General features: G+C 70.4%; 18 protein-coding genes. 1 reads left to right on the top strand and 17 read right to left on the bottom strand.

Features of this window, described 5'->3' with window-relative positions; genetic code table 11:
* Window positions 1-201: 201 nt before the first annotated feature.
* The 5 genes from phoU to pstS form a co-directional block, all read right to left on the bottom strand.
* On the bottom strand, window positions 202-915 hold the full coding sequence (gene phoU, locus MKK60_RS22305; protein WP_147728561.1) for a phosphate signaling complex protein PhoU: 714 nt from the start codon (window positions 913-915) through the stop codon (window positions 202-204).
* Between the two features lie 32 nt (window positions 916-947).
* Window positions 948-1766 carry a phosphate ABC transporter ATP-binding protein PstB gene (gene pstB, locus MKK60_RS22300; RefSeq protein ID WP_147728562.1) on the bottom strand — a complete coding sequence of 273 codons (819 nt, stop codon included), beginning with the start codon at window positions 1764-1766 and terminating at the stop codon, window positions 948-950.
* Between the two features lie 31 nt (window positions 1767-1797).
* Window positions 1798-2688 carry a phosphate ABC transporter permease PstA gene (gene pstA, locus MKK60_RS22295; protein ID WP_147843377.1) on the bottom strand — a complete coding sequence of 297 codons (891 nt, stop codon included), beginning with the start codon at window positions 2686-2688 and terminating at the stop codon, window positions 1798-1800.
* A 10-nt stretch (window positions 2689-2698) separates the two neighbouring features.
* Window positions 2699-3679, bottom strand: a complete 981-nt coding sequence (gene pstC, locus MKK60_RS22290) for a phosphate ABC transporter permease subunit PstC (protein WP_147728564.1) — start codon at window positions 3677-3679, stop codon at window positions 2699-2701.
* 191 nt (window positions 3680-3870) lie between these two features.
* Window positions 3871-4911, bottom strand: coding sequence for a phosphate ABC transporter substrate-binding protein PstS (pstS, locus tag MKK60_RS22285; protein WP_147728115.1), 1041 nt, complete (start codon window positions 4909-4911; stop codon window positions 3871-3873).
* A 291-nt stretch (window positions 4912-5202) separates the two neighbouring features.
* On the opposite strand from pstS, the gene MKK60_RS22280 reads away from it, so the two are divergent.
* Window positions 5203-5460 carry a hypothetical protein gene (locus MKK60_RS22280; RefSeq protein WP_147728114.1) on the top strand — a complete coding sequence of 86 codons (258 nt, stop codon included), beginning with the start codon at window positions 5203-5205 and terminating at the stop codon, window positions 5458-5460.
* A 112-nt stretch (window positions 5461-5572) separates the two neighbouring features.
* Here MKK60_RS22280 and MKK60_RS22275 read toward each other — a convergent pair whose 3' ends face one another.
* The 12 genes from MKK60_RS22275 to MKK60_RS22220 all read right to left on the bottom strand — a co-directional run bounded on the left by MKK60_RS22275 (window position 5573) and on the right by MKK60_RS22220 (window position 17472).
* Window positions 5573-5767, bottom strand: a complete 195-nt coding sequence (locus MKK60_RS22275) for a hypothetical protein (RefSeq protein WP_147728113.1) — start codon at window positions 5765-5767, stop codon at window positions 5573-5575.
* Window positions 5768-5900: 133 nt separating this feature from the next.
* A complete protein-coding gene (gene recN / locus MKK60_RS22270) occupies window positions 5901-7574 on the bottom strand; it encodes a DNA repair protein RecN (protein ID WP_147843379.1) in 1674 nt (557 codons plus the stop codon).
* Window positions 7575-7750: 176 nt separating this feature from the next.
* On the bottom strand, window positions 7751-8629 hold the full coding sequence (locus tag MKK60_RS22265; protein ID WP_147728111.1) for an outer membrane protein assembly factor BamD: 879 nt from the start codon (window positions 8627-8629) through the stop codon (window positions 7751-7753).
* 256 nt (window positions 8630-8885) lie between these two features.
* Window positions 8886-9833 carry a UDP-3-O-acyl-N-acetylglucosamine deacetylase gene (gene lpxC, locus MKK60_RS22260; RefSeq protein ID WP_147728110.1) on the bottom strand — a complete coding sequence of 316 codons (948 nt, stop codon included), beginning with the start codon at window positions 9831-9833 and terminating at the stop codon, window positions 8886-8888.
* A gap of 489 nt (window positions 9834-10322) precedes the next feature.
* Complete coding sequence (gene ftsZ, locus MKK60_RS22255; RefSeq protein ID WP_243988608.1) at window positions 10323-12041, bottom strand: cell division protein FtsZ; 1719 nt, start codon at window positions 12039-12041, stop codon at window positions 10323-10325.
* A 103-nt stretch (window positions 12042-12144) separates the two neighbouring features.
* Window positions 12145-13467: a cell division protein FtsA gene (gene ftsA / locus MKK60_RS22250; protein ID WP_147729212.1), complete on the bottom strand. Its 1323-nt coding sequence runs from the start codon at window positions 13465-13467 to the stop codon at window positions 12145-12147.
* Window positions 13468-13525: 58 nt separating this feature from the next.
* A complete protein-coding gene (locus tag MKK60_RS22245; RefSeq protein ID WP_243988607.1) occupies window positions 13526-14482 on the bottom strand; it encodes a cell division protein FtsQ/DivIB in 957 nt (318 codons plus the stop codon).
* On the bottom strand, window positions 14449-15372 hold the full coding sequence (locus MKK60_RS22240) for a D-alanine--D-alanine ligase (RefSeq protein WP_147843728.1): 924 nt from the start codon (window positions 15370-15372) through the stop codon (window positions 14449-14451). The genes MKK60_RS22245 and MKK60_RS22240 overlap by 34 nt, the downstream gene beginning before the upstream one ends.
* A gap of 20 nt (window positions 15373-15392) precedes the next feature.
* The gene (locus MKK60_RS22235; protein WP_243988606.1) at window positions 15393-15758 is read right to left on the bottom strand and encodes a type II toxin-antitoxin system PemK/MazF family toxin; all 366 of its coding nucleotides are present in this window, start codon (window positions 15756-15758) and stop codon (window positions 15393-15395) included.
* Window positions 15745-15969 (bottom strand): AbrB/MazE/SpoVT family DNA-binding domain-containing protein, encoded by a 225-nt coding sequence (locus tag MKK60_RS22230; RefSeq protein WP_243988605.1) that lies wholly within the window; start codon window positions 15967-15969, stop codon window positions 15745-15747. Before MKK60_RS22230 ends, MKK60_RS22235 begins: the two co-directional genes overlap by 14 nt.
* A gap of 28 nt (window positions 15970-15997) precedes the next feature.
* Window positions 15998-16936, bottom strand: a complete 939-nt coding sequence (murB, locus tag MKK60_RS22225) for a UDP-N-acetylmuramate dehydrogenase (RefSeq protein WP_243988604.1) — start codon at window positions 16934-16936, stop codon at window positions 15998-16000.
* A complete protein-coding gene (locus MKK60_RS22220) occupies window positions 16933-17472 on the bottom strand; it encodes an endonuclease domain-containing protein (protein WP_243988603.1) in 540 nt (179 codons plus the stop codon). The genes murB and MKK60_RS22220 overlap by 4 nt, the downstream gene beginning before the upstream one ends.
* Window positions 17473-17475: the final 3 nt, after the last annotated feature.

Below are 17475 nucleotides of genomic sequence, written 5' to 3'. Positions count from 1 at the left end.
AGCAGCTTCTTCGGACGTGCATGTAGGGACGGCATGCACGTCCGAACCTGTGTGGATCATGGGTTGATTTAAATCACGGATCGGTAGATCTCACGCGGGAGGGGTATTCATAGGACAACCTAAGTGACTGAAGAAAACCGGCCCCCGCTCACGCGAGGCCCACCCTCCCCCGCAGAGGAGGAGGGGCGGAGACGGCAGCCCTCAGGCGCCCGGTGCCACCGTCGCGTAGTTCGAGGCGTCGTTCTTCGGGCGGTCGCCCGCGAGGTTCTCGCCGGTGGACAGGTAGTGGATCGTCTCGGCGATGTTGGTGGTGTGGTCGCCGATACGCTCGACGTTCTTGGCGCAGAACAGCAGATGCGTGCAGAACGAGATGTTGCGCGGGTCTTCCATCATGTAGGTCAGCAGCTCGCGGAACAGCGAGTTGTACAGCGCGTCGATCTCGCCGTCCCGCTCCCACACGTTGTGGGCCGCGTTGACGTCGCGGCTGGCATAGGCGTCGAGCACGTCCTTGAGCTGCTCCTGGACGAGGTCGCTCATGTGCTGCACGCCGAGCACGATCTTTTGGGCCTGGGCCTGATCGCTGATCGCGACGACGCGCTTGGCGATGTTCTTGGCGAGGTCGCCGATGCGCTCGAGGTCGCCCGAGACGCGGATCGCCGAGATCGTCTCGCGCAGGTCGATCGCCATCGGCTGGCGCCGGGCGATGAGCAGCACCGCGCGCTCCTCGATCTCGCGCTGCAGCGTGTCGAGGCGCTTGTCGGCGACGATCACCGCCTGGGCGAGCTGGGTGTCGCGGCGGACGAGCGCGTCGGTCGCCTCGGTCATCATCTTCTCGGCGACGCCGCCCATCTCGGAGATCGAGCGGCGCAGGTCTTCGAGGTCGGTGTCGTAGGACGTGACGATGTGGCCGGGCATGGGCGTGGGTCCTCGAACGATCCGGGTGCGGCTCAGCCGAAGCGGCCGGTGATGTAGTCCTGGGTCTGGCGCACCGTCGGGTTCATGAAGATGCGGTTGGTCGGGCCGACCTCGATGACCTCGCCGAGATACATGAAGGCGGTGAACTGCGAGATGCGGGCCGCCTGCTGCATGTTGTGCGTCACGATGACGATCGTGAACTCGCTGCGCAGCTGCTCGATCAGCTCCTCGATGCGGCCGGTCGAGATCGGGTCGAGGGCCGAGGTCGGCTCGTCGAACAGGATCACCTCCGGGCTCTGGGCCACCGTGCGGGCGATGCACAGGCGCTGCTGCTGGCCGCCGGAGAGGCCCATGCCGGACTGCTTGAGCTTGTCCTTCACCTCGTCCCACAGCGCGGACTTGCGCAGGGCCGATTCGACGCGGCCGTCGAGCTCGGACTTCGGCAGCTTCTCGTAGAGCCGCAGGCCGAAGGCGACGTTGTCGTAGATCGACATCGGGAACGGCGTCGGCTTCTGGAACACCATGCCGATGCGCGAGCGCAGCTCGTTCAGGTCCACGCCGGAATCGAGGATGTTCTGGCCGTCGAGCAGCACCTGCCCCTCGGCGCGCTGCTCCGGGTACAGGCTGTAGATCCGGTTGAAGGTGCGCAGCAGGGTCGACTTCCCGCAGCCCGAGGGGCCGATCAGCGCGGTCACCTGCCGGTCGTGGAAGTCGAGGTTGATGTTCTTCAGGCTGTGGAACTGGCCGTAGTAGAAGTTCAGGGCCTGGGCGCTGATGCGGATCGGCGCGTGCTCGTCGGCCGGGTTGCGGCCGTCGAACCGGGTGGCGTTGATCGCGGGAGCGGCGTTCATCGTCGTGTTCCTCGTGGATGCCGGCGGCGGATCAGCGGGCGCGCTGCGGCTTGATGACGAAGCGGGCGACGACCGAGAGCAGCAGGATCGTCATGGTGATCAGGAGCGCGCCGGCCCAGGCGAGCTGCTGCCAGTTCGGGTAGGGCGAGAGGGCGAACTGGTAGATCATCACCGGCAGGTTCGCGACGCCGCCCATCAGGTCCGGGCTGAACCACGAGTTGTTGTTGAGCGCCGTGAACAGGAGCGGTGCGGTCTCGCCGGCGATGCGGGCCAGCGCGAGGATGATGCCGGTGACGATGCCGGCCGAGGCCGCCCGCCAGGTCACGCTGCGGATCACCGTCGACATCGGGGCGCCGAGCGCCACGCCGGCCTCGCGCAGCGTGCCGGGGACGAGGCGCAGCATGTCCTCGGTGGTGCGCACGATCACAGGGGTCGCGATGATCGCCAGCGCGACGCCGCCGGCCCAGCCGGAATAGGTCCCCATCGGCCGCACCATCAGGGTGTAGACGAACAGGCCGATCAGGATCGAGGGGGCCGAGAGCAGGATGTCGTTGAGGAAGCGGATCACCTCGGCGAGCTTCGAGCCGCGGCCGTACTCGGCGAGGTAGGTGCCGGCCATCAGCCCGATCGGCGTGGCGATGAGGATGCCGATGCCGGTGAGCACGAGGCTGCCGAGGATGGCGTTGGCGATGCCGCCGCCTTCCGAGCCGGGGCCGGGGGTCGGCTGGGTGAACAGCAGCGGCGAGAACCCGCGCGCCCCCTCGACGATGAGCATCAGCAGGATCGAGCCGAGGACGAAGGCGCCGAGCACGGTAGCCGCCAGGCAGGCGATCCGCAGCGTGCGGTCGGCGACCCGGCGGCTGCCGCGGATGCGGGCCGGCTTCAGGGCCGGCGCCGGACGGATCGTGTTGGGAGCGTCCATGGCGAATCCCTCAGGCGACCTTGACGCGGCGCGTCAGGAAGCGGGCGATGATCAGGACGACGAAGGTGATCGCGAACAGGATGCAGCCGAGCGCCATCAGCGAGTTCAGCTGCAGGCCGTCGGCCTCGTTGAACTCGTTGGCGATGCGCGAGGCGATGGTCGAGCCGGGATCGAACACCGAGGCCGAGAGGCGGTTGGCGTTGCCGACCACGAAGGTCACCGCCATGGTCTCGCCGAGGGCGCGCCCGAGGCCGAGCATGATCGCGCCGATGATCGAGACCGAGGCCTGCGGCAGCAGCACGTGGCGGACCACCTCCCAGGTGGTGCAGCCGATGCCGTAGGCGCTCTCGCGCAGGATCGTCGGGATCTGGTCGAGCATGTCGCGGGCGATCGAGGCCACGAACGGCACGATCATGATCGCCAGGATGATGCCGGCGGTGAGCACGCCGACGCCCGAGGGCACGCGGGCGTAGAACAGCGTGCCGACGATCGGCATGCCCTCGACCAGGTTCGACACCGGCATCTGCACGAATCGGGCGAAGAGCGGCGCGAAGATGAACAGGCCCCACATGCCGTAGATGATGCTGGGCACGGCGGCGAGCAGCTCGATCGTCATGCCGACGGGCTTGCGCGCCCAGCCGGGGCAGAGCTGCGTCAGGTAGATCGCGATGCCGAGCGAGATCGGCACGCCGATCACCAGGGCGAGCACCGCGGAGGCGAGCGTTCCGGTGACGGCGACCAGGGCGCCGTACTGCTCGGTGCCGATGTTCCAGGCGCTCGAGGTGAGGAAGCCGAAGCCGAACTCGCGGAAGGCGGGCCAGCCGCCGTAGAGGATCGAGCCGAGGATGCCGGCGAGCACCAGCAGCACCAGCAGGGCCGAACCGTAGGCGGCGGCGCGGAACAGAGCGTCGAGGCCCTTGCTCGGCCCCTTGCGCAGGCGTGCGCCCGAGGCGGCGCGCGTCACGGCGATCTGTTCAGTCAAGGCGGTCATCCGCGGTTCTTTTCACCGGCTGGCGTGGTAGCGCGCCGAACGGCCGGGCGCGAGGGCGGGGCCGGACGCGCGGGCGAGATCCGGCGAGGACGATGCGCCCGCTCGGGGAACGGGCAGCGCTCGCGCTTCGCGCGGGCCGTCCGCTCGTCGCGATCGGCCGCGGGGCCGCGTGCGGCCCCGCGAGTTCGGCCTCACATGCCGAGGACGGGCTTTCCGTCCTTGCCCTTTACCTGCTTCCACTCCTCGTGGATCAGGCCGACGACGGCGTCCGGCAGCGGCACGTAGTCGAGGTCGGAGGCGAGCTTGTCGCCGTTCTTGTAGGCCCAGTCGAAGAACTTCAGCACGTCGGCGGACTTGGCCGGATCGGCGGCCTCCTTGTGGACGAGGATGAAGGTCGCCGCCGTGATCGGCCAGGCGTCGTCGCCGGCCTGGTCGGTGAGCGTGATGCCGAAGCCGGGCGCGCTCTTCCAGTCGGCGCTGGCGGCGGCCGCCTGGAACGCCTTGTCGTCCGGCTGCGGGAACTTGCCGGCCTTGTTGCGGATCAGCGCATAGCTGAGCTTGTTCTGCTTGGCATAGGCCGACTCAACGTAGCCGATGGCGTTCGGAACCTGCTTGACGGTGGCGGTGACGCCCTCGTTGCCCTTTCCGCCCTGGCCGGCGGGCCAGCTCACGGTGGTGGCGGCGCCGAACTCCTTCTTCCAGCCCTCGGAGACCTGGCTGAGATAGGTGGTGAAGATGTTCGTCGTGCCCGAGGCGTCCGAGCGGTAGACCGGGGTGATGTTCGCGTCGGGGAGCTTCAGCCCCTCGTTGAGCGCGGCGATCTTCGGGTCCGACCACTTGGTGATCTTGTTGGCGTAGATGTCGGCGATCACGTCGCCGGTGAGCTTGAGCTTGCCCGGCTCGACGCCGGGGATGTTCACGACGGCGACGACGCCGCCCATTACGGTCGGGAACTGGACGAGGCCGTCCTTCTCCAGGGCGGGGCCCTTCAGCGGCGCGTCAGTGGCGCCGAAATCGACCGTCTTGGCCTGGATCTGCTTGATGCCGCCGCCAGAGCCGATCGACTGGTAGTTCAAGCCGGTGCCGCTGTCCTTGCGGTAGGCTTCCGCCCACTTGGAATAGACCGGGAACGGGAAGGTCGCACCGGCGCCGGTGATGTCGGCGGCGAGCGCCGGAAAGGCGAGCTGCGCCGTCGCGAGGCCGAGGGCGAGCGCGTAGGTGAAGGGTTTCACATCGATCTCCGTCATCCGTCGAGCGTGCCGGGCAGCGCGATCCGCGCGTTCGCATTCGCGCGGGCCACCCGGCGACCCGGCGGCCGCGGCCGCATCGCTCGACACCGCCGCCGTTAGGGCACGCAGATGACAGCCGCATGACACGGCGCAACCAGGGCTTGAGGCGAGCGCGAACGCGGCCGGCGAATGCTGTGGCGATGGCACGCTTTACGGTGTTGGCGCGTTCTCATTGCGATCCGGGCCCTGTCGCGAGCATCCCGCCGCGGCTCGCCGGATCGGAAGGTCGATCCCGTGTCCCACGATTCGCCTGCGGCGCCGACGCGTGCGCCGCTCCCCGACGACCACGCCTACCAGGCGCTCCACGCCGAGCGCGAGGCCCTGGAGCGCGACCTGGCGCTGGCGAAGGCACGGCAGAACTTTAGCACGGAGCCGGGCGAGGCCGAGCGGGCCCGCGCCGACGAGGCGTCGATGCTGATGAGCCTCGACCGGGTGCTGACGCGCATCCGCGCAGCCGAATACCAGCGTCGCCCGGGCGCCCGCCGCTGGTAGCCTGTCTCGGCTGGGTCCCGCGTCTCGCGGCGATCGGGCGAACCTCGCCACTCCGCCCCACGATCGACGGGTCGTCCCCCGCGGCGAGCCGCGTGCGGGCCGCCTCCCAGCCTCAGGCGCTGCGGCGGCGGTCGCGCTCCTTCTGGCGCATGCGCAGCAGGAGGTCGACCTGGGAATCGGGGATCGGCTGCTTGTCGACGCTGCCCTCGTAGACGGTGCGCAGGGTCTGGCCGAGATGATGAGTGTCGACGCTGGCGCCGTTGCGATGCGACGCGAGGACTTCGAACTTGGCTGCGGCCTGATGCATGGTCCCCCCCGGAACATGGAAGCGCCGGCATCCGCGAATCGGTTTCGCCACCGGATCCCAACAGTGTCGGTCCGGATGGTTAAGGAGGGATTAACCTTAACCGACCGTTCTGCGCGCTCATCGGTATCCGATCCTAGACCGCCGCGCCTTCGAGCAGGCGGGCGGCGGCGGCGCGGGCCTCGTCGGTGACGGTGGCGCCAGCGAGCATGCGGGCAATCTCCTCGCGGCGGGCCGCGACGGGGAGCGAGGCGACGCGGGTGGCGACGCGGCCAGCCCCCTTCACCGCGTCCTTGGCGATCAGGAAATGCGTGCCGGCGCGCGCCGCGACCTGGGGCGCGTGCGTCACCGCCACCACCTGCACGTCCTGCGACAGCCGCGCCAGCCGCGCGCCGATCGCGTCGGCGACCGCGCCGCCGACGCCGGTGTCGATCTCGTCGAAGATCAGCGTCGGCGCCGAGCCCTTGTCGGCGAGCACCACCTTGAGGGCGAGCATGAAGCGGGACAGCTCGCCGCCGGACGCCACCTTCATCATCGGGCCGGCCTTGGTGCCGGGATTGGTCTGCGCCCAGAACGCGACCCGGTCGATGCCGGCGGCGTCGCGCGATTCGGGATCGGTGACGATCTCGGTGATGAACCGGGCGCGCTCGAGCTTCAACGGGGGCAGCTCGGCCTGCACGGCGGCGTCGAGCGCCTTGGCCGCGCGCCGACGCCCCGCGCTGAGCTTCTCGGAGGCTTTGGCGTAGGCCGATTCGGCCGTTTGCAGCGTCGCCTCAAGGCCGGCGAGCGCCTCCTCGCCGGCATCGATCGCGGCGACGTCCGCCTCGTAGCGCTCGCGCAGGGCGGCGAGGTCGTCGGCGGCGACGTCGTACTTGCGCGAGGCCGCGCGCAGGGCGAACAGCCGCTCCTCGACCCGCTCCAGCTCGCGCGGGTCGAACTCGGCCTCGGCCACCGCCGCGTCGAGGACGGCGCGGGCCTCGTCGAGGGCGACGAGGGCGGCGTCGAGCGCCGCGACGCAGGGCTCGACCAAAGCCGGCAGCTGCGCCGCCCGGCGCTCGAGCTTGCGGATCGCCGAGGAGAGCTGCGGCACGCTCGAATGCGAGCCGCCGACGGCGGCGAGCGCGTCGTTCAGCTCGCGCGCGACCTTCTCGCTCTGCTGCATCACGGTGCGGCGCTCGGCCAGGGTCGCCTCCTCGCCGGGCTTCGGATCGAGGGCCGCCAGCTCCTCGACCGCGTGGCGCAGGAAGTCGGCCTCCCGGCGCGCGGTCTCCACGCGGGCGCGATGCTCGGCCAACGTCGTGCGGGCGACCCGGACGGTCTTGGCCGCCTTCGCGACCGCGTCGAGCGGGCCGCTCAGGCCGCCGAAGGCGTCGAGGATGGCGCGGTGCGTGGTGACGTCGGCGAGCGCGCGGTCGTCGTGCTGGCCATGGATCTCGACCAGGGCCGCGCCGATCGCGCGCAGCACCTGCACGCCGACGGGCTGGTCGTTGACGAAGGCGCGGGTGCGCCCGTCGGCCATCTGCGTGCGCCGCAGGATCAGGTCGCCCTCGGTGTCGATCTCCGATTCCGCGGCGATCCGCCGGGCGGGATGGTCGAGGCCGACGTCGAACACCGCGGTGATGCCGCCCTGCGCCTCGCCGTGGCGCACGAGGGAGCCGTCGCCGCGCCCGCCCAGCGCCAGGCTGAACGCGTCGAGCAGGATCGACTTGCCCGCGCCGGTCTCGCCGGTGAGCACGCTGAGCCCGCCGGAGAAGTTCAGGTCGAGCCGGTCGATCAGGACGATGTCGCGGATCGCGAGCTGCACCAGCATGCCGCGCCTTCGAGCCTCCGGGGCGCCGGCCGTCGTCCGGCCGGGCAACCCAAACTTAAGGGAAATACGAAGCCGTCATGTAGGCCGATGCCGGGCCGACCGCACCCCCGAAATGCGAAACGGGCGGAGCCGAAGCCCCGCCCGCGAGTCGCGTCCGGTCGTGATGCGCGGGCGGCCTACTGGGCGGCGGCCGTGCGGCCCATCACCGAGGAGTAGATCTTGCTGAGGAACGAGCTCTTCTCCTCGCGCGGCTCGAGGCCGCCGTTCTGCAGGAGGGCGTGCGCGTCCTTGTACCAGGGACTGTCGGGGAAGTTGTGCCCGAGCACGGCGGCCGAGTTCTGTGCCTCGGCGGTGATGCCGAGCGCCATGTAGGCCTCGGTCAGCCGCTCCAGCGCCTCCTCGGCGTGACGCGTCGTCTGATACTTGCTCACCACGTCGCGGAAGCGATTGATCGCGGCAGGGAAGTTGCGGCGCTCGAGGTAGTAGCGCCCGACCTCCATCTCCTTGCCGGCGAGCTGGTCGCGGGTGATCTGGATCTTGGCCTTCGCGTCGGTCGAGTATTCCGAGGTCGGATACTTCTGGACGAGCTCCTGCAGGGCGACGAGCGCCTTCTCGGACCGGTCCTGGTCACGGGTGACGTCGGGGATCTGCTTGTACTGCGACATCGCCATCAGGTACTGGGCGTAGGCTGCGTCCTTGCTCGCCGGGTGCCGCTGCAGGTAGCGCTTCGAGGCGGTGATCGCGTCGTCGTACTTCTGGCCCTCGTAGTTCGCGTAGGCCGTCATCAGCAGCGCGCGACGCGACCAGTCGGAATAGGCGTACTGCTTGTCGAGCGAATCGAACTTCTTGACGGCGCCCTCGTAGTCGCTGTCTTCCATCTTCGCCAAGCCTTCGCTGTAGAGCTTGTCGGCCGGCGTGTCCTGCACGACCTCGGGCTTGTACTTGTCGGCGAACAGGTTGGTCGGGTCGAGCGCGTCGCAGCCGCCGAGACCGAGGCCGAAGGCGGTGATGAGCACGGCCGCCGCCGCTCCGCGGGTCCGAAGGGTGACAGGCATTGGCGGTTCTTCCCCCGAACGGGCGCGTCCTGCGTCGCAGCGCGCCGTTGAGCCATCATGACGTCGTGTCGGCGCCGGCACTCTACCGGGTCCGAGGTGCCACCGCATCCCGGACTGCCGCGCTCTTCACGGACGATTCACCGTGGCGCCAGATTCGGGCATGAAAGCGGCGGTTCCACGCCCCCGCAGATCGGCGGGCGGCTGTGTCTTGCAGGCCACATCGCCCGCGGGCGGCAGGCGGTTTGCCGGAGAGATCTCAGAGGTCGCCGGCGAAGGCGGCGATGCCGAGGCCGGCGCCGAACTCGGCGAGCGCGGTCTCGCGGCGGGTGCCCTGGGCCTCGACGATCGCGTAGTTCGCACGGTCGGCGAACAGGGCTTCGAGGATGCCGACATTCATGCGGTGCCCGCCGCAATAGGAGCGGTAGGCGCCCTGGAGCGGCAGCCCGGCGAGCGCGAGGTCGCCGACCGCGTCGAGGAACTTGTGCCGGACGAACTCGTCGGCGAAGCGCAGGCCCTCCGGGTTGACCACGTCGGTCTCGCCGACGGCGACGGTGTTCTCGAGGGAGGCGCCGAGGGCGAAGCCCGCCTTCCAGTAGCGCTCCACGTCCTTCATCATGCCGAAGGTGCGGGCGGGGGCGATCTCGCGGCGGTAGGCGGCGGCGGTGAGGTCCATCGCCTTGCGCGAGCGGCCGATCACCGGGCTTTCGAAATCGATCTCGACGTCGAGGCGGAAGCCCCGGTCGATCGGGCGCAGCTCGGCGAAGGCGGTGCCCGCCTCGATGCGGACGTGGCGCAGCACCTTGATCCAGCGGCGGGCGGTGCCGGTCTGCGCGATGCCGACCGCGTCGATCGCCTTGACGAAGGGGAGCGCACTTCCGTCGAGGATCGGCATTTCCGGTCCGTCGATCTCGACCAGCGCGTTGTCGACGCCCAGGCCGTAGAAGGCGGACATCAGGTGCTCGATCGTGGCGACCGCACCGGATTCGACGTCGCCGATCACGGTGCAGAGCTCGGTCGCGGAAACACAGGCGTGGTGGGCCTTGATCAGACGGTCGTTGCCGGAGGCCATTCCGGTGCGGAGGAAAGCGATGCCGTGGTTCGCGGAAGCCGGGCGCAGCGTGATCGCAACCGGGTTTCCGGAATGGACGCCGATGCCGCTCAGCACGGTCGCGCCCTTGAGGGTTGTTTGTTGGTTCGTCCGCATTCCTTAGCCCTCGGCCGCGATCCGGCCACGCCAACCCGCATTTCGCGTGGTGACGTCGCCTTCCGATCCGTCCGCTGCTTGAAGCCCCTGCGTGCGGCGTCGGTCCAAAAACCGCGCCGCTATTCGTTGGTCCGAGATTTTTATAGCTGCGGCGCACAGCACGGCCAAATCACGCTTTCTTACGCTGTGTTACAGACACGCTTGCGCCGCGATCTCGGGAATATCGTTCCAGTGCAACATGTTAACGAATGGTTAACAAGCCCTCTACAACCGCGGCGCGCTGTGTCTTCGAGGCACCATGACCGGGGCCGAGGCCGCGCGACGGGACCGGAAACGGCGCCCGGAACGACGAAAGAACCCGCCGGCCCTCGCGGAGCGGCGGATCCATGCTGCGGTGCGACAGGCGCCAGGGCGGCATCCCGGCCAGGCGGCGAATCGCGCGGATAAGTCCCGCGGACCTTCGCCCGCGGGGTCTCGGTGAGCGTCGGATCAGTTGGCCTGCCGGCGGAGGAAGGCCGGGATCTCGAGCTGGTCGTCGTCCATCATCCGCGGCTGGGTCGCCATGCGGCCCTGCGCGTCGAGGTTGCCCTGCGCCGGGCGGTAGGTCGGGGCGACCGGAGCCTGGACCCGAGGGGCCGGCGGCATCGGGGCCTGGACCTGCGGCTGGGCGCGGGGCGCCGGCGCCGGCTCGGCTTCCTCGCGGCGGCCGCCGAAGCCGACGGTCGCGAGGCGGCGGAGCAGGCTGGTGCGCTTGGTGTCGCCCTGGTTGTCGACCGGCTCGCCGCGGCTGGCGGCGATCTGGGTCTGGGCGATCGGCGGCAGCTCGTGGATCTGCGGCATCCGCGGGGCGCGGGCGAGCGGGGCGGCGACGGGAGCTGCCGGGCGCGGCGGCATGAACGGGCCGGCATGGTGCTGGGCGACCGGCTCGGGGGCCGGCGCCGGGGCCGGCACGAACGGGGCGGCGGCGCGGGGCTGGGACTGGGTCAGCATGATGTCGTCGCGCATCACCGGAGCCGCCTCGATGCGGGGCTCGGCGTGCTGCACCGGCTCGGGGGCCGGGCGCGCGGGCTGGACGGGGGCCGGCTGAGCCTGCGTCACGGCCGGCTCGGCCGCGGCGCGAAAGCTCGGGGCGTTCTGGGCGGCGCGCGAGCGGGCCTCGGAGCGCAGGCGCTCGGCCACCTCGGCGATGCGCTGCTCGGTCTCGGCGATCTCCTTGTTGTTCGGCGAGTTGGCCGAGATCAGCGCCGGCTCGATCCCGGTGGCGACGACCGAGACGCGGATGATGCCGTCGAGGCTCTCGTCGAAGGTCGCGCCGAGGATGATGTTGGCTTCCTGGTCGACCTCCTCGCGGATGCGGGTGGCGGCCTCGTCGAGCTCGTACAGGGTCAGGTCGGCGCCGCCGGTGATCGAGATCAGCAGGCCGCGGGCGCCCTTCATCGAGACGTCGTCGAGGAGCGGGTTGGCGATCGCGGCCTCGGCCGCGCGGCTGGCGCGCTTCTCGCCGGACGCCTCGCCGGTGCCCATCATCGCCTTGCCCATGCCGCGCATGATCGCGCGCACGTCGGCGAAGTCGAGGTTGATCAGGCCTTCCTTGACCATCAGGTCGGTGATGCAGGCGACGCCCGAGTAGAGCACCTGGTCGGCCATCGCGAAGGCGTCGGCGAAGGTGGTCTTCTCGTTGGCGACCCGGAACAGGTTCTGGTTCGGGATCACGATCAGCGTGTCGACGGCCGCCTGCAGCTCCTGGATGCCGGCTTCCGCCGTGCGCATGCGGCGCAGGCCCTCGAACTGGAACGGCTTCGTCACGACGCCGACGGTGAGGATGCCCATGTCGCGGGCGGCGCGGGCGATGACGGGGGCCGCGCCGGTACCGGTGCCGCCGCCCATGCCGGCGGTGATGAAGCACATGTGCGCGCCCGAGAGCTGGTCGCGGATCTCGTCGATCACCTCGTCGGCGGCGGCCGAGCCGACCTCGGGGTGGGAGCCGGCGCCGAGGCCCTGCGTCACGCCCAGCCCCATCTGGATCACGCGCTCGGCCTTCGACGAGGTCAGCGCCTGGGCGTCGGTGTTGGCCACGACGAACTCGCAGCCGAGCAGGCCCGACTCGATCATGTTGTTGACGGCGTTGCCGCCGGCGCCGCCGACACCGAACACGGTGATGCGGGGCTTGAGTTCGCGGATGTCAGGCGCCTGGAGAGAGATGGCCATGGTGTCGAGCCCTTCGTGACCTTTAACGCGTTGTCCGGAGCGCCTCCGTGGAGGAAGCGCCGATTCGTCGAGGCCGGGCGCGAGAGGGCGCCCGGGAAAACGCCTAGAAACCCTGCTTCAGCCACTCGTAGACGCGGCCGATGTAACCGTCGGTGCCGGTGCCGGCGAAGGCGCGCTGCCCCCGCGGCTCGAAGTGCTCGGCATGCGCCACCTGCGGGTAGACCAGCAGGCCAACCGCGGCCGAGAAGGCCGGACCCTTGGCCGCCTCGGGCAGGCCGCGGATGCCGAGCGGGCGCCCGATCCGGACCTGGCCCTGCATCACCCGGCGGGTGACCTCGGGCAGGCCGACGAGCTGGCTCGCGCCGCCCGTGAGCACGACCCGACGCCCCGCCTGGGCGGCGAAGCCGGCCGCGCGCAGGCGGTCGCGGACGAGCTCGACCACCTCCTCGACCCGCGGCTTGATGATCCGCACCAGCTGCGAGCGCGGAACGTGGTTCGGGGTCTCGCCCTCGTCCTCGCCGACGCCGTGGACGGCGATCATGTCGCGCTCGTCCGACGGGGTGGCGATGGCCGAGCCGTAGAGCGTCTTCAGCCGCTCGGCCGCCGCGACCCGGGTCGAGAGCCCGCGGGCGATGTCCATGGTGACGTGGTGGCCGCCGACCGCGATCGCGTCGGTGTGGACGAGGTGCCCCCCGGAGAACACGCCGAAGCTCGTGGTGCCGCCGCCCATGTCGACGACGCAGACGCCCATCTCGGCCTCGTCGTCGACCAGCGCCGAGAGGCCGGCGGCGTAGGGGGTGGCGATCACCGCCTCGACGCCGAGATGGCAGTGCTCGATCGCGAGCATGACGTTGCGGGCGGCCGCGGCTTCCGCCGTGACGACGTGGAGGTCGACCCCGAGCGCCTCGCCGATCATCCCCGAGGGGTCGATCACCGCGCCCTGGCCGTCGAGGGCGTAGCCGGTCGGCAGCGCGTGCAGCACGGCGCGGCCGGGGCTGACGCCGTGGGCGCTCGCGGTCTCCAGCACGCGCTCCACGTCGGCGCCGGTGACGGTGCCGGTGCGGACGTTGACCCGCGCCTGGAAGTGCTGCGAGGCGAGGCGCCCGCCGCTCATGTTGACGATGACCGACTGGACCTCGACCTTGGCCATCCGCTCGGCGGCGTGCACCGCCTGGCGGATCGCGCCCTCGGCGGCCTCGAGGTCGACGATCGCGCCGCCCTTCAGCCCGTGCGAGCGCTGGTGGCCGATGCCGATGATGCGGGCGAGGTGCGTCCGGCCCTTCAGCGTGGTGAGGGCTTCGGCCGGCTGCAGCTCGGCGATGAGGCAGACGACCTTGCTGGTGCCGATGTCGAGCACCGACAGCGTGGTGCTGCGGCGCGCCGAGAGCGGCTTCAGGCGGGGCGTCAGGCCGTGTTGGGAATGCATCAGCGCTTACCGACGAAGGACGGGGAACGGGCGGGGCGGCGGGTGGACCGGACTGCGCTCACGTCGCGGTCCCCTTCTTCGTCTTCCTCTGCGCCTCGGCCCGGGCGGCCGCGGCCTCCTCGGTGAGGCGAACCACGACCCGGTCGGGCATCCGCAGATCGACCGCGATGATGTCCTTCTCCAGGAGGCGGTTGGCGCGCTCGAGCTCGACCAACCGGGCCAGCGCGGCTCCGGGCTCGATTTCCGGCAGGCGGATGTCGACGCCGTCGAGCTTCAGGGTCCAGCGCCGGCCGGAGACGTAGGTGCCGGCGCGGATGCGGTCGGCGAGCGGGCCGGCCGCGGCGACCAGGGCGAGGTACTCGCCGAGCTTGGTGTTGGCGTCGTCGCCGACGACCAGCGGCAGGCTCGCGTAGCGGTCGTCGCGCATCGTATCGATGATCGTGCCGTCGGCGGCGATGACGCTGATCTCGCCGTTCATCTGCCACAGGGCGGCGGGCTCGCGCTCGACCTGGTTGATGACGATCTCGCGGGGATAGATCTTGCGCACCGAGACGGAGGCGATCAGCGGCACCCGGAGCAGGCGGGCACGCACCTCGGCGACGTCGAGGAAGGGCACGGACGAGCGCCAGTCGATGCCGGCGGCGGCGAGCACCTCGCGCTCGTACATCCGCGAGATGCCCGAGATGGTGACGCGCTCGACGCCGAAGCCGGCGACGCGGGCGAGGATGTCGAGGGGGCGGCCGTTCTCGATGACGAAGGCGTCGTAGCGGCCGCTGGCGACGAAGCCGGCGAGCGCCAGCGCCCCGAAGGCCGTGCTGAGGCCGAGGGCGCCGATGCCGCGCGGCACGCGCTCGGCCATCGACGGCCCGGGCCGGCCGCGGCGCATCGAGTCGGACCGGCGCAGGAAGCGCGGAAGCCGGGCGAGGACGCCGCCGACGAGGCGCGCGGCTGGACCGGTCGCGCCGGGAAACCCAGCGGGGCTCAGCGGCCCAGAGACGCGTCCTCCACCATCCATCGCACGAACTCACCGAAACGATACCCAGCATGGGCGGCCATGTCCGGCACAAGGCTGGTCTGGGTCATGCCGGGTTGCGTGTTGACCTCCAGGACGACGAGGGCACCGGTTCCACCCGGTGTGTCGTCGTAGCGAAGGTCGGCACGGCTGACGCCCCGGCAGCCCAGTGCTTGATGCGCCGTTAACGACAACTCTTGGACACGCTGGTAAACATTTGGTTTAAGTTCGGCCGGCAGGACGTGGATCGAGCCTCCCGGCGCGTACTTCGCGTCGTAGTCGTACCACCCCCCCGAGGCGGCCTTGATCTCGATCACGCCGAGGGCCCGGTCGCCCATCACCGCGCAGGTGAGCTCGCGGCCCGCAACGTAAGTCTCCACAAGGACTTCCTCCCCGAACGCCCATTCGTCCGAGGCCAGGATCTGCGGCGGATGCGAGCGCCCGTCGCGGACGATGATCACGCCCATCGAGGAGCCTTCGGAGACCGGCTTGACGACGTAGGGCGGGGCGATCGGGTGTGACTTCGCGGCATCATGCCGGTTAACGACCAGCCCTTCCGGGACGCTGACGCCGGCCGCCCGCATCACCACCTTGGCCCGCTCCTTGTGCATGGCGAGCGCGGAAGCGAGCACGCCCGAATGCGTGTAGGGAATGCGCAGGATCTCGAGCAGGCCCTGGATCGTGCCGTCCTCGCCCGCCGGCCCGTGCAGCGCGTTGAAGGCCGCATCGGGCCGAAGCTCGGTCAGCACCGATGCGATGTCGGCCCCGACGTCGACGCGGGTGACGCGATAGCCCTCTCCCTCCAGCGCGTCGGCGCAGGCGGTGCCCGAATTCAGCGAGACCTCGCGCTCGGAGGAGGTGCCGCCCATCAGGACGGCGACGTGCTTGGACATGGAGGGCTCCGGGGCGGAAATCAGGGAACGCAGGTTGGCCCGACCATGCTGCGGATCGTGGCGAAGACCTGCTCGGCCGCAGCAGGGGGCAACGCACCGATCCGCTTGAGAACGCGGGCCGGATCAATGCAGGCGATCTTGATGGGCCGAACGACGGACGCATGCGTCAAGCCCGCCCGATCGAGGTCGTCGATCGGAAGATCGCGCGGCTTCGACGGATTGCGGCCGCTGGTGATCATCGCGATCCAGACGAAGCCGGCAGCTTCGACATCCGGTCCCGATATGACCAGCGCCGGTCGACGCTTCTCGTGCAGACGATCGGAATAGGGAAACGGAACGACCACGACCGCGCCAGGCGCCAATGCGTCCGCCTCAGAGATCGGCATAGTCTTCCTCGTCGGCCGTACCGCCCCATTCGGTGAAGGCCACGAACGGATCCTCGCCCTCCGTGGGCGCCTTCTCGATCCGAATCCCGTCCGGGGTGATCAGGTAGCGGAGGCGGTCCCCAGGGGAGATCGCAAGCCGCTCGCGAACCTCAGCGGGGAGAACGGTCTGGCTCTTCACCGACACCTTCGAATAGGCGACGCGTGCGGGCATCGAACCACCTCCTGACCAGACTTACATCTTACCGTCTTACACCGATCGTGTCGATTCCGATCCGCTTGATCTCCCAGTGCAGCTCGACCCCGCTGGTCTCGCGCACCCGCCGGCGCACCTCCTCGCCAAGCCCCTCGATGTCGGCGGCCGTGGCGCCGTCGCGATTGATCAGGAAGTTGCAGTGCATCTCGGAGACCTGAGCGCCGCCCCGCGTCAGGCCGCGGCAGCCGGCGGCGTCGACGAGCTGCCACGCCTTGCCGCTCGGCGGGTTCTTGAAGGTCGAGCCGCCGGTGCGCTCGCGGATCGGCTGCGCGGCTTCCCGCGCCGCGGTCACCCGCGCCATCTCCGCCTCGATCGCCGCGCGCTCGCCGGGGCGGCCGCGGAACAGGGCGCTCGTGAAGATCACGTCGTCGGGCGCCGCCGCATGGCGGTAGGTGAAGCCCATCTCGGCATGGCCGAAGCGGCGGAGCGCGCCGCGCCGGTCGACCCCGCGCGCCTCGAGGAGCACGTCGGTGGTCTCGCCGCCATGGGCGCCGGCGTTCATGCGCAGGGCGCCGCCGACCGAGCCCGGGATGCCGCGGAAGAAGGCGAGCCCGTCGAGCGACGCTTCGGCCGCCGCCTTCGCCAGGCGCATGTCGGGCACGGCGGTTCCGGCCTGCAGGCGGTCGCCGTCGACCTCCACCGCTCCGAACGCCTTGCCGCCGAGCCGGATCGTCACGCCGGGAATGCCGCCGTCGCGCACGATCAGGTTCGAGCCGAGCCCGATCACCGTCACCGGGATCTCGGGATCGAGACCGGCCAGGAGGTGGGCGAGATCCTCCTCGTCGGCCGGCGTGAACAGCACCTGCGCCGGGCCGCCGACGCGGAACCAGGTCAGGTCGGACAACGCCGCGTTCACCAGCAGCCGCCCCCGCAGGGCCGGGGCGGCGGCGCGGATCGCCGGCGTGATGTCGGGGAAGGCGGTCATCGGTTCGCTCCCCCTCTCCCCGCACGCGGGGAGAGGGCTTCGTCGACCCCGTCGTCGACGAAGCGAGGCGGCAGCCGAGGGTGAGGGGGCGGGGTCAGGACGGGTGCGTCCGGCGACGTCCCCTCACCATCGCCCTTCGGGCTAGCCACGCCGACGACGAGGTCGTCGCGGCCCTCTCCCCGCGTGCGGGGAGCGGGGGGGAGCGCGCTGAAGATCGTATCGAGAACGACTGACGGGCTGCTCATGATCTCCGCGTTCCAAAACCGCAGGACGCGGTAGCCCAGATCGGCCAGCCATGCATCGCGAGCGCGGTCGTAGGCATTGTCGGCGTGCTGGCTGCCATCGATCTCGATGATCAGCTTCGCCTCACGGCAGCAGAAATCGGCTACGTAGCGGCCGATGCTCTCCTGCCGAACGAACTTGAACCCGGCCAGCCGCCGATCGCGCAAGCGATACCACAGCGTCCGTTCGGCCTCGGTCTGCCCCTGCCGAAGGCGCCGCCGAAATGCCGTGCGCTCGCTGTCGGCCGGGCTCATTCG

The organism is Methylobacterium sp. J-092 (genome assembly GCF_022829325.1).
Taxonomy (GTDB): Bacteria; Pseudomonadota; Alphaproteobacteria; order Rhizobiales; family Beijerinckiaceae; genus Methylobacterium.
The sequence above is the reverse complement of the archived record's forward strand: the minus strand, read 5'-3'. Positions and strand labels throughout refer to the sequence as shown.

Coding starts and splice junctions, on each gene's coding strand:
- phoU (WP_147728561.1), bottom strand. CDS start 915: ATGCCCGGCCACATCGTCACGTCCTACGACACCGACCTCGAAGACCTG.
- pstB (WP_147728562.1), bottom strand. CDS start 1,766: ATGAACGCCGCTCCCGCGATCAACGCCACCCGGTTCGACGGCCGCAAC.
- pstA (WP_147843377.1), bottom strand. CDS start 2,688: ATGGACGCTCCCAACACGATCCGTCCGGCGCCGGCCCTGAAGCCGGCC.
- pstC (WP_147728564.1), bottom strand. CDS start 3,679: ATGACCGCCTTGACTGAACAGATCGCCGTGACGCGCGCCGCCTCGGGC.
- MKK60_RS22275 (WP_147728113.1), bottom strand. CDS start 5,767: ATGCATCAGGCCGCAGCCAAGTTCGAAGTCCTCGCGTCGCATCGCAAC.
- recN (WP_147843379.1), bottom strand. CDS start 7,574: ATGCTGGTGCAGCTCGCGATCCGCGACATCGTCCTGATCGACCGGCTC.
- MKK60_RS22265 (WP_147728111.1), bottom strand. CDS start 8,629: ATGCCTGTCACCCTTCGGACCCGCGGAGCGGCGGCGGCCGTGCTCATC.
- lpxC (WP_147728110.1), bottom strand. CDS start 9,833: ATGCGGACGAACCAACAAACAACCCTCAAGGGCGCGACCGTGCTGAGC.
- ftsZ (WP_243988608.1), bottom strand. CDS start 12,041: ATGGCCATCTCTCTCCAGGCGCCTGACATCCGCGAACTCAAGCCCCGC.
- ftsA (WP_147729212.1), bottom strand. CDS start 13,467: ATGCATTCCCAACACGGCCTGACGCCCCGCCTGAAGCCGCTCTCGGCG.
- MKK60_RS22245 (WP_243988607.1), bottom strand. CDS start 14,482: ATGGATGGTGGAGGACGCGTCTCTGGGCCGCTGAGCCCCGCTGGGTTT.
- MKK60_RS22240 (WP_147843728.1), bottom strand. CDS start 15,372: ATGTCCAAGCACGTCGCCGTCCTGATGGGCGGCACCTCCTCCGAGCGC.
- MKK60_RS22235 (WP_243988606.1), bottom strand. CDS start 15,758: ATGCCGATCTCTGAGGCGGACGCATTGGCGCCTGGCGCGGTCGTGGTC.
- MKK60_RS22230 (WP_243988605.1), bottom strand. CDS start 15,969: ATGCCCGCACGCGTCGCCTATTCGAAGGTGTCGGTGAAGAGCCAGACC.
- murB (WP_243988604.1), bottom strand. CDS start 16,936: ATGACCGCCTTCCCCGACATCACGCCGGCGATCCGCGCCGCCGCCCCG.
- MKK60_RS22220 (WP_243988603.1), bottom strand. CDS start 17,472: ATGAGCCCGGCCGACAGCGAGCGCACGGCATTTCGGCGGCGCCTTCGG.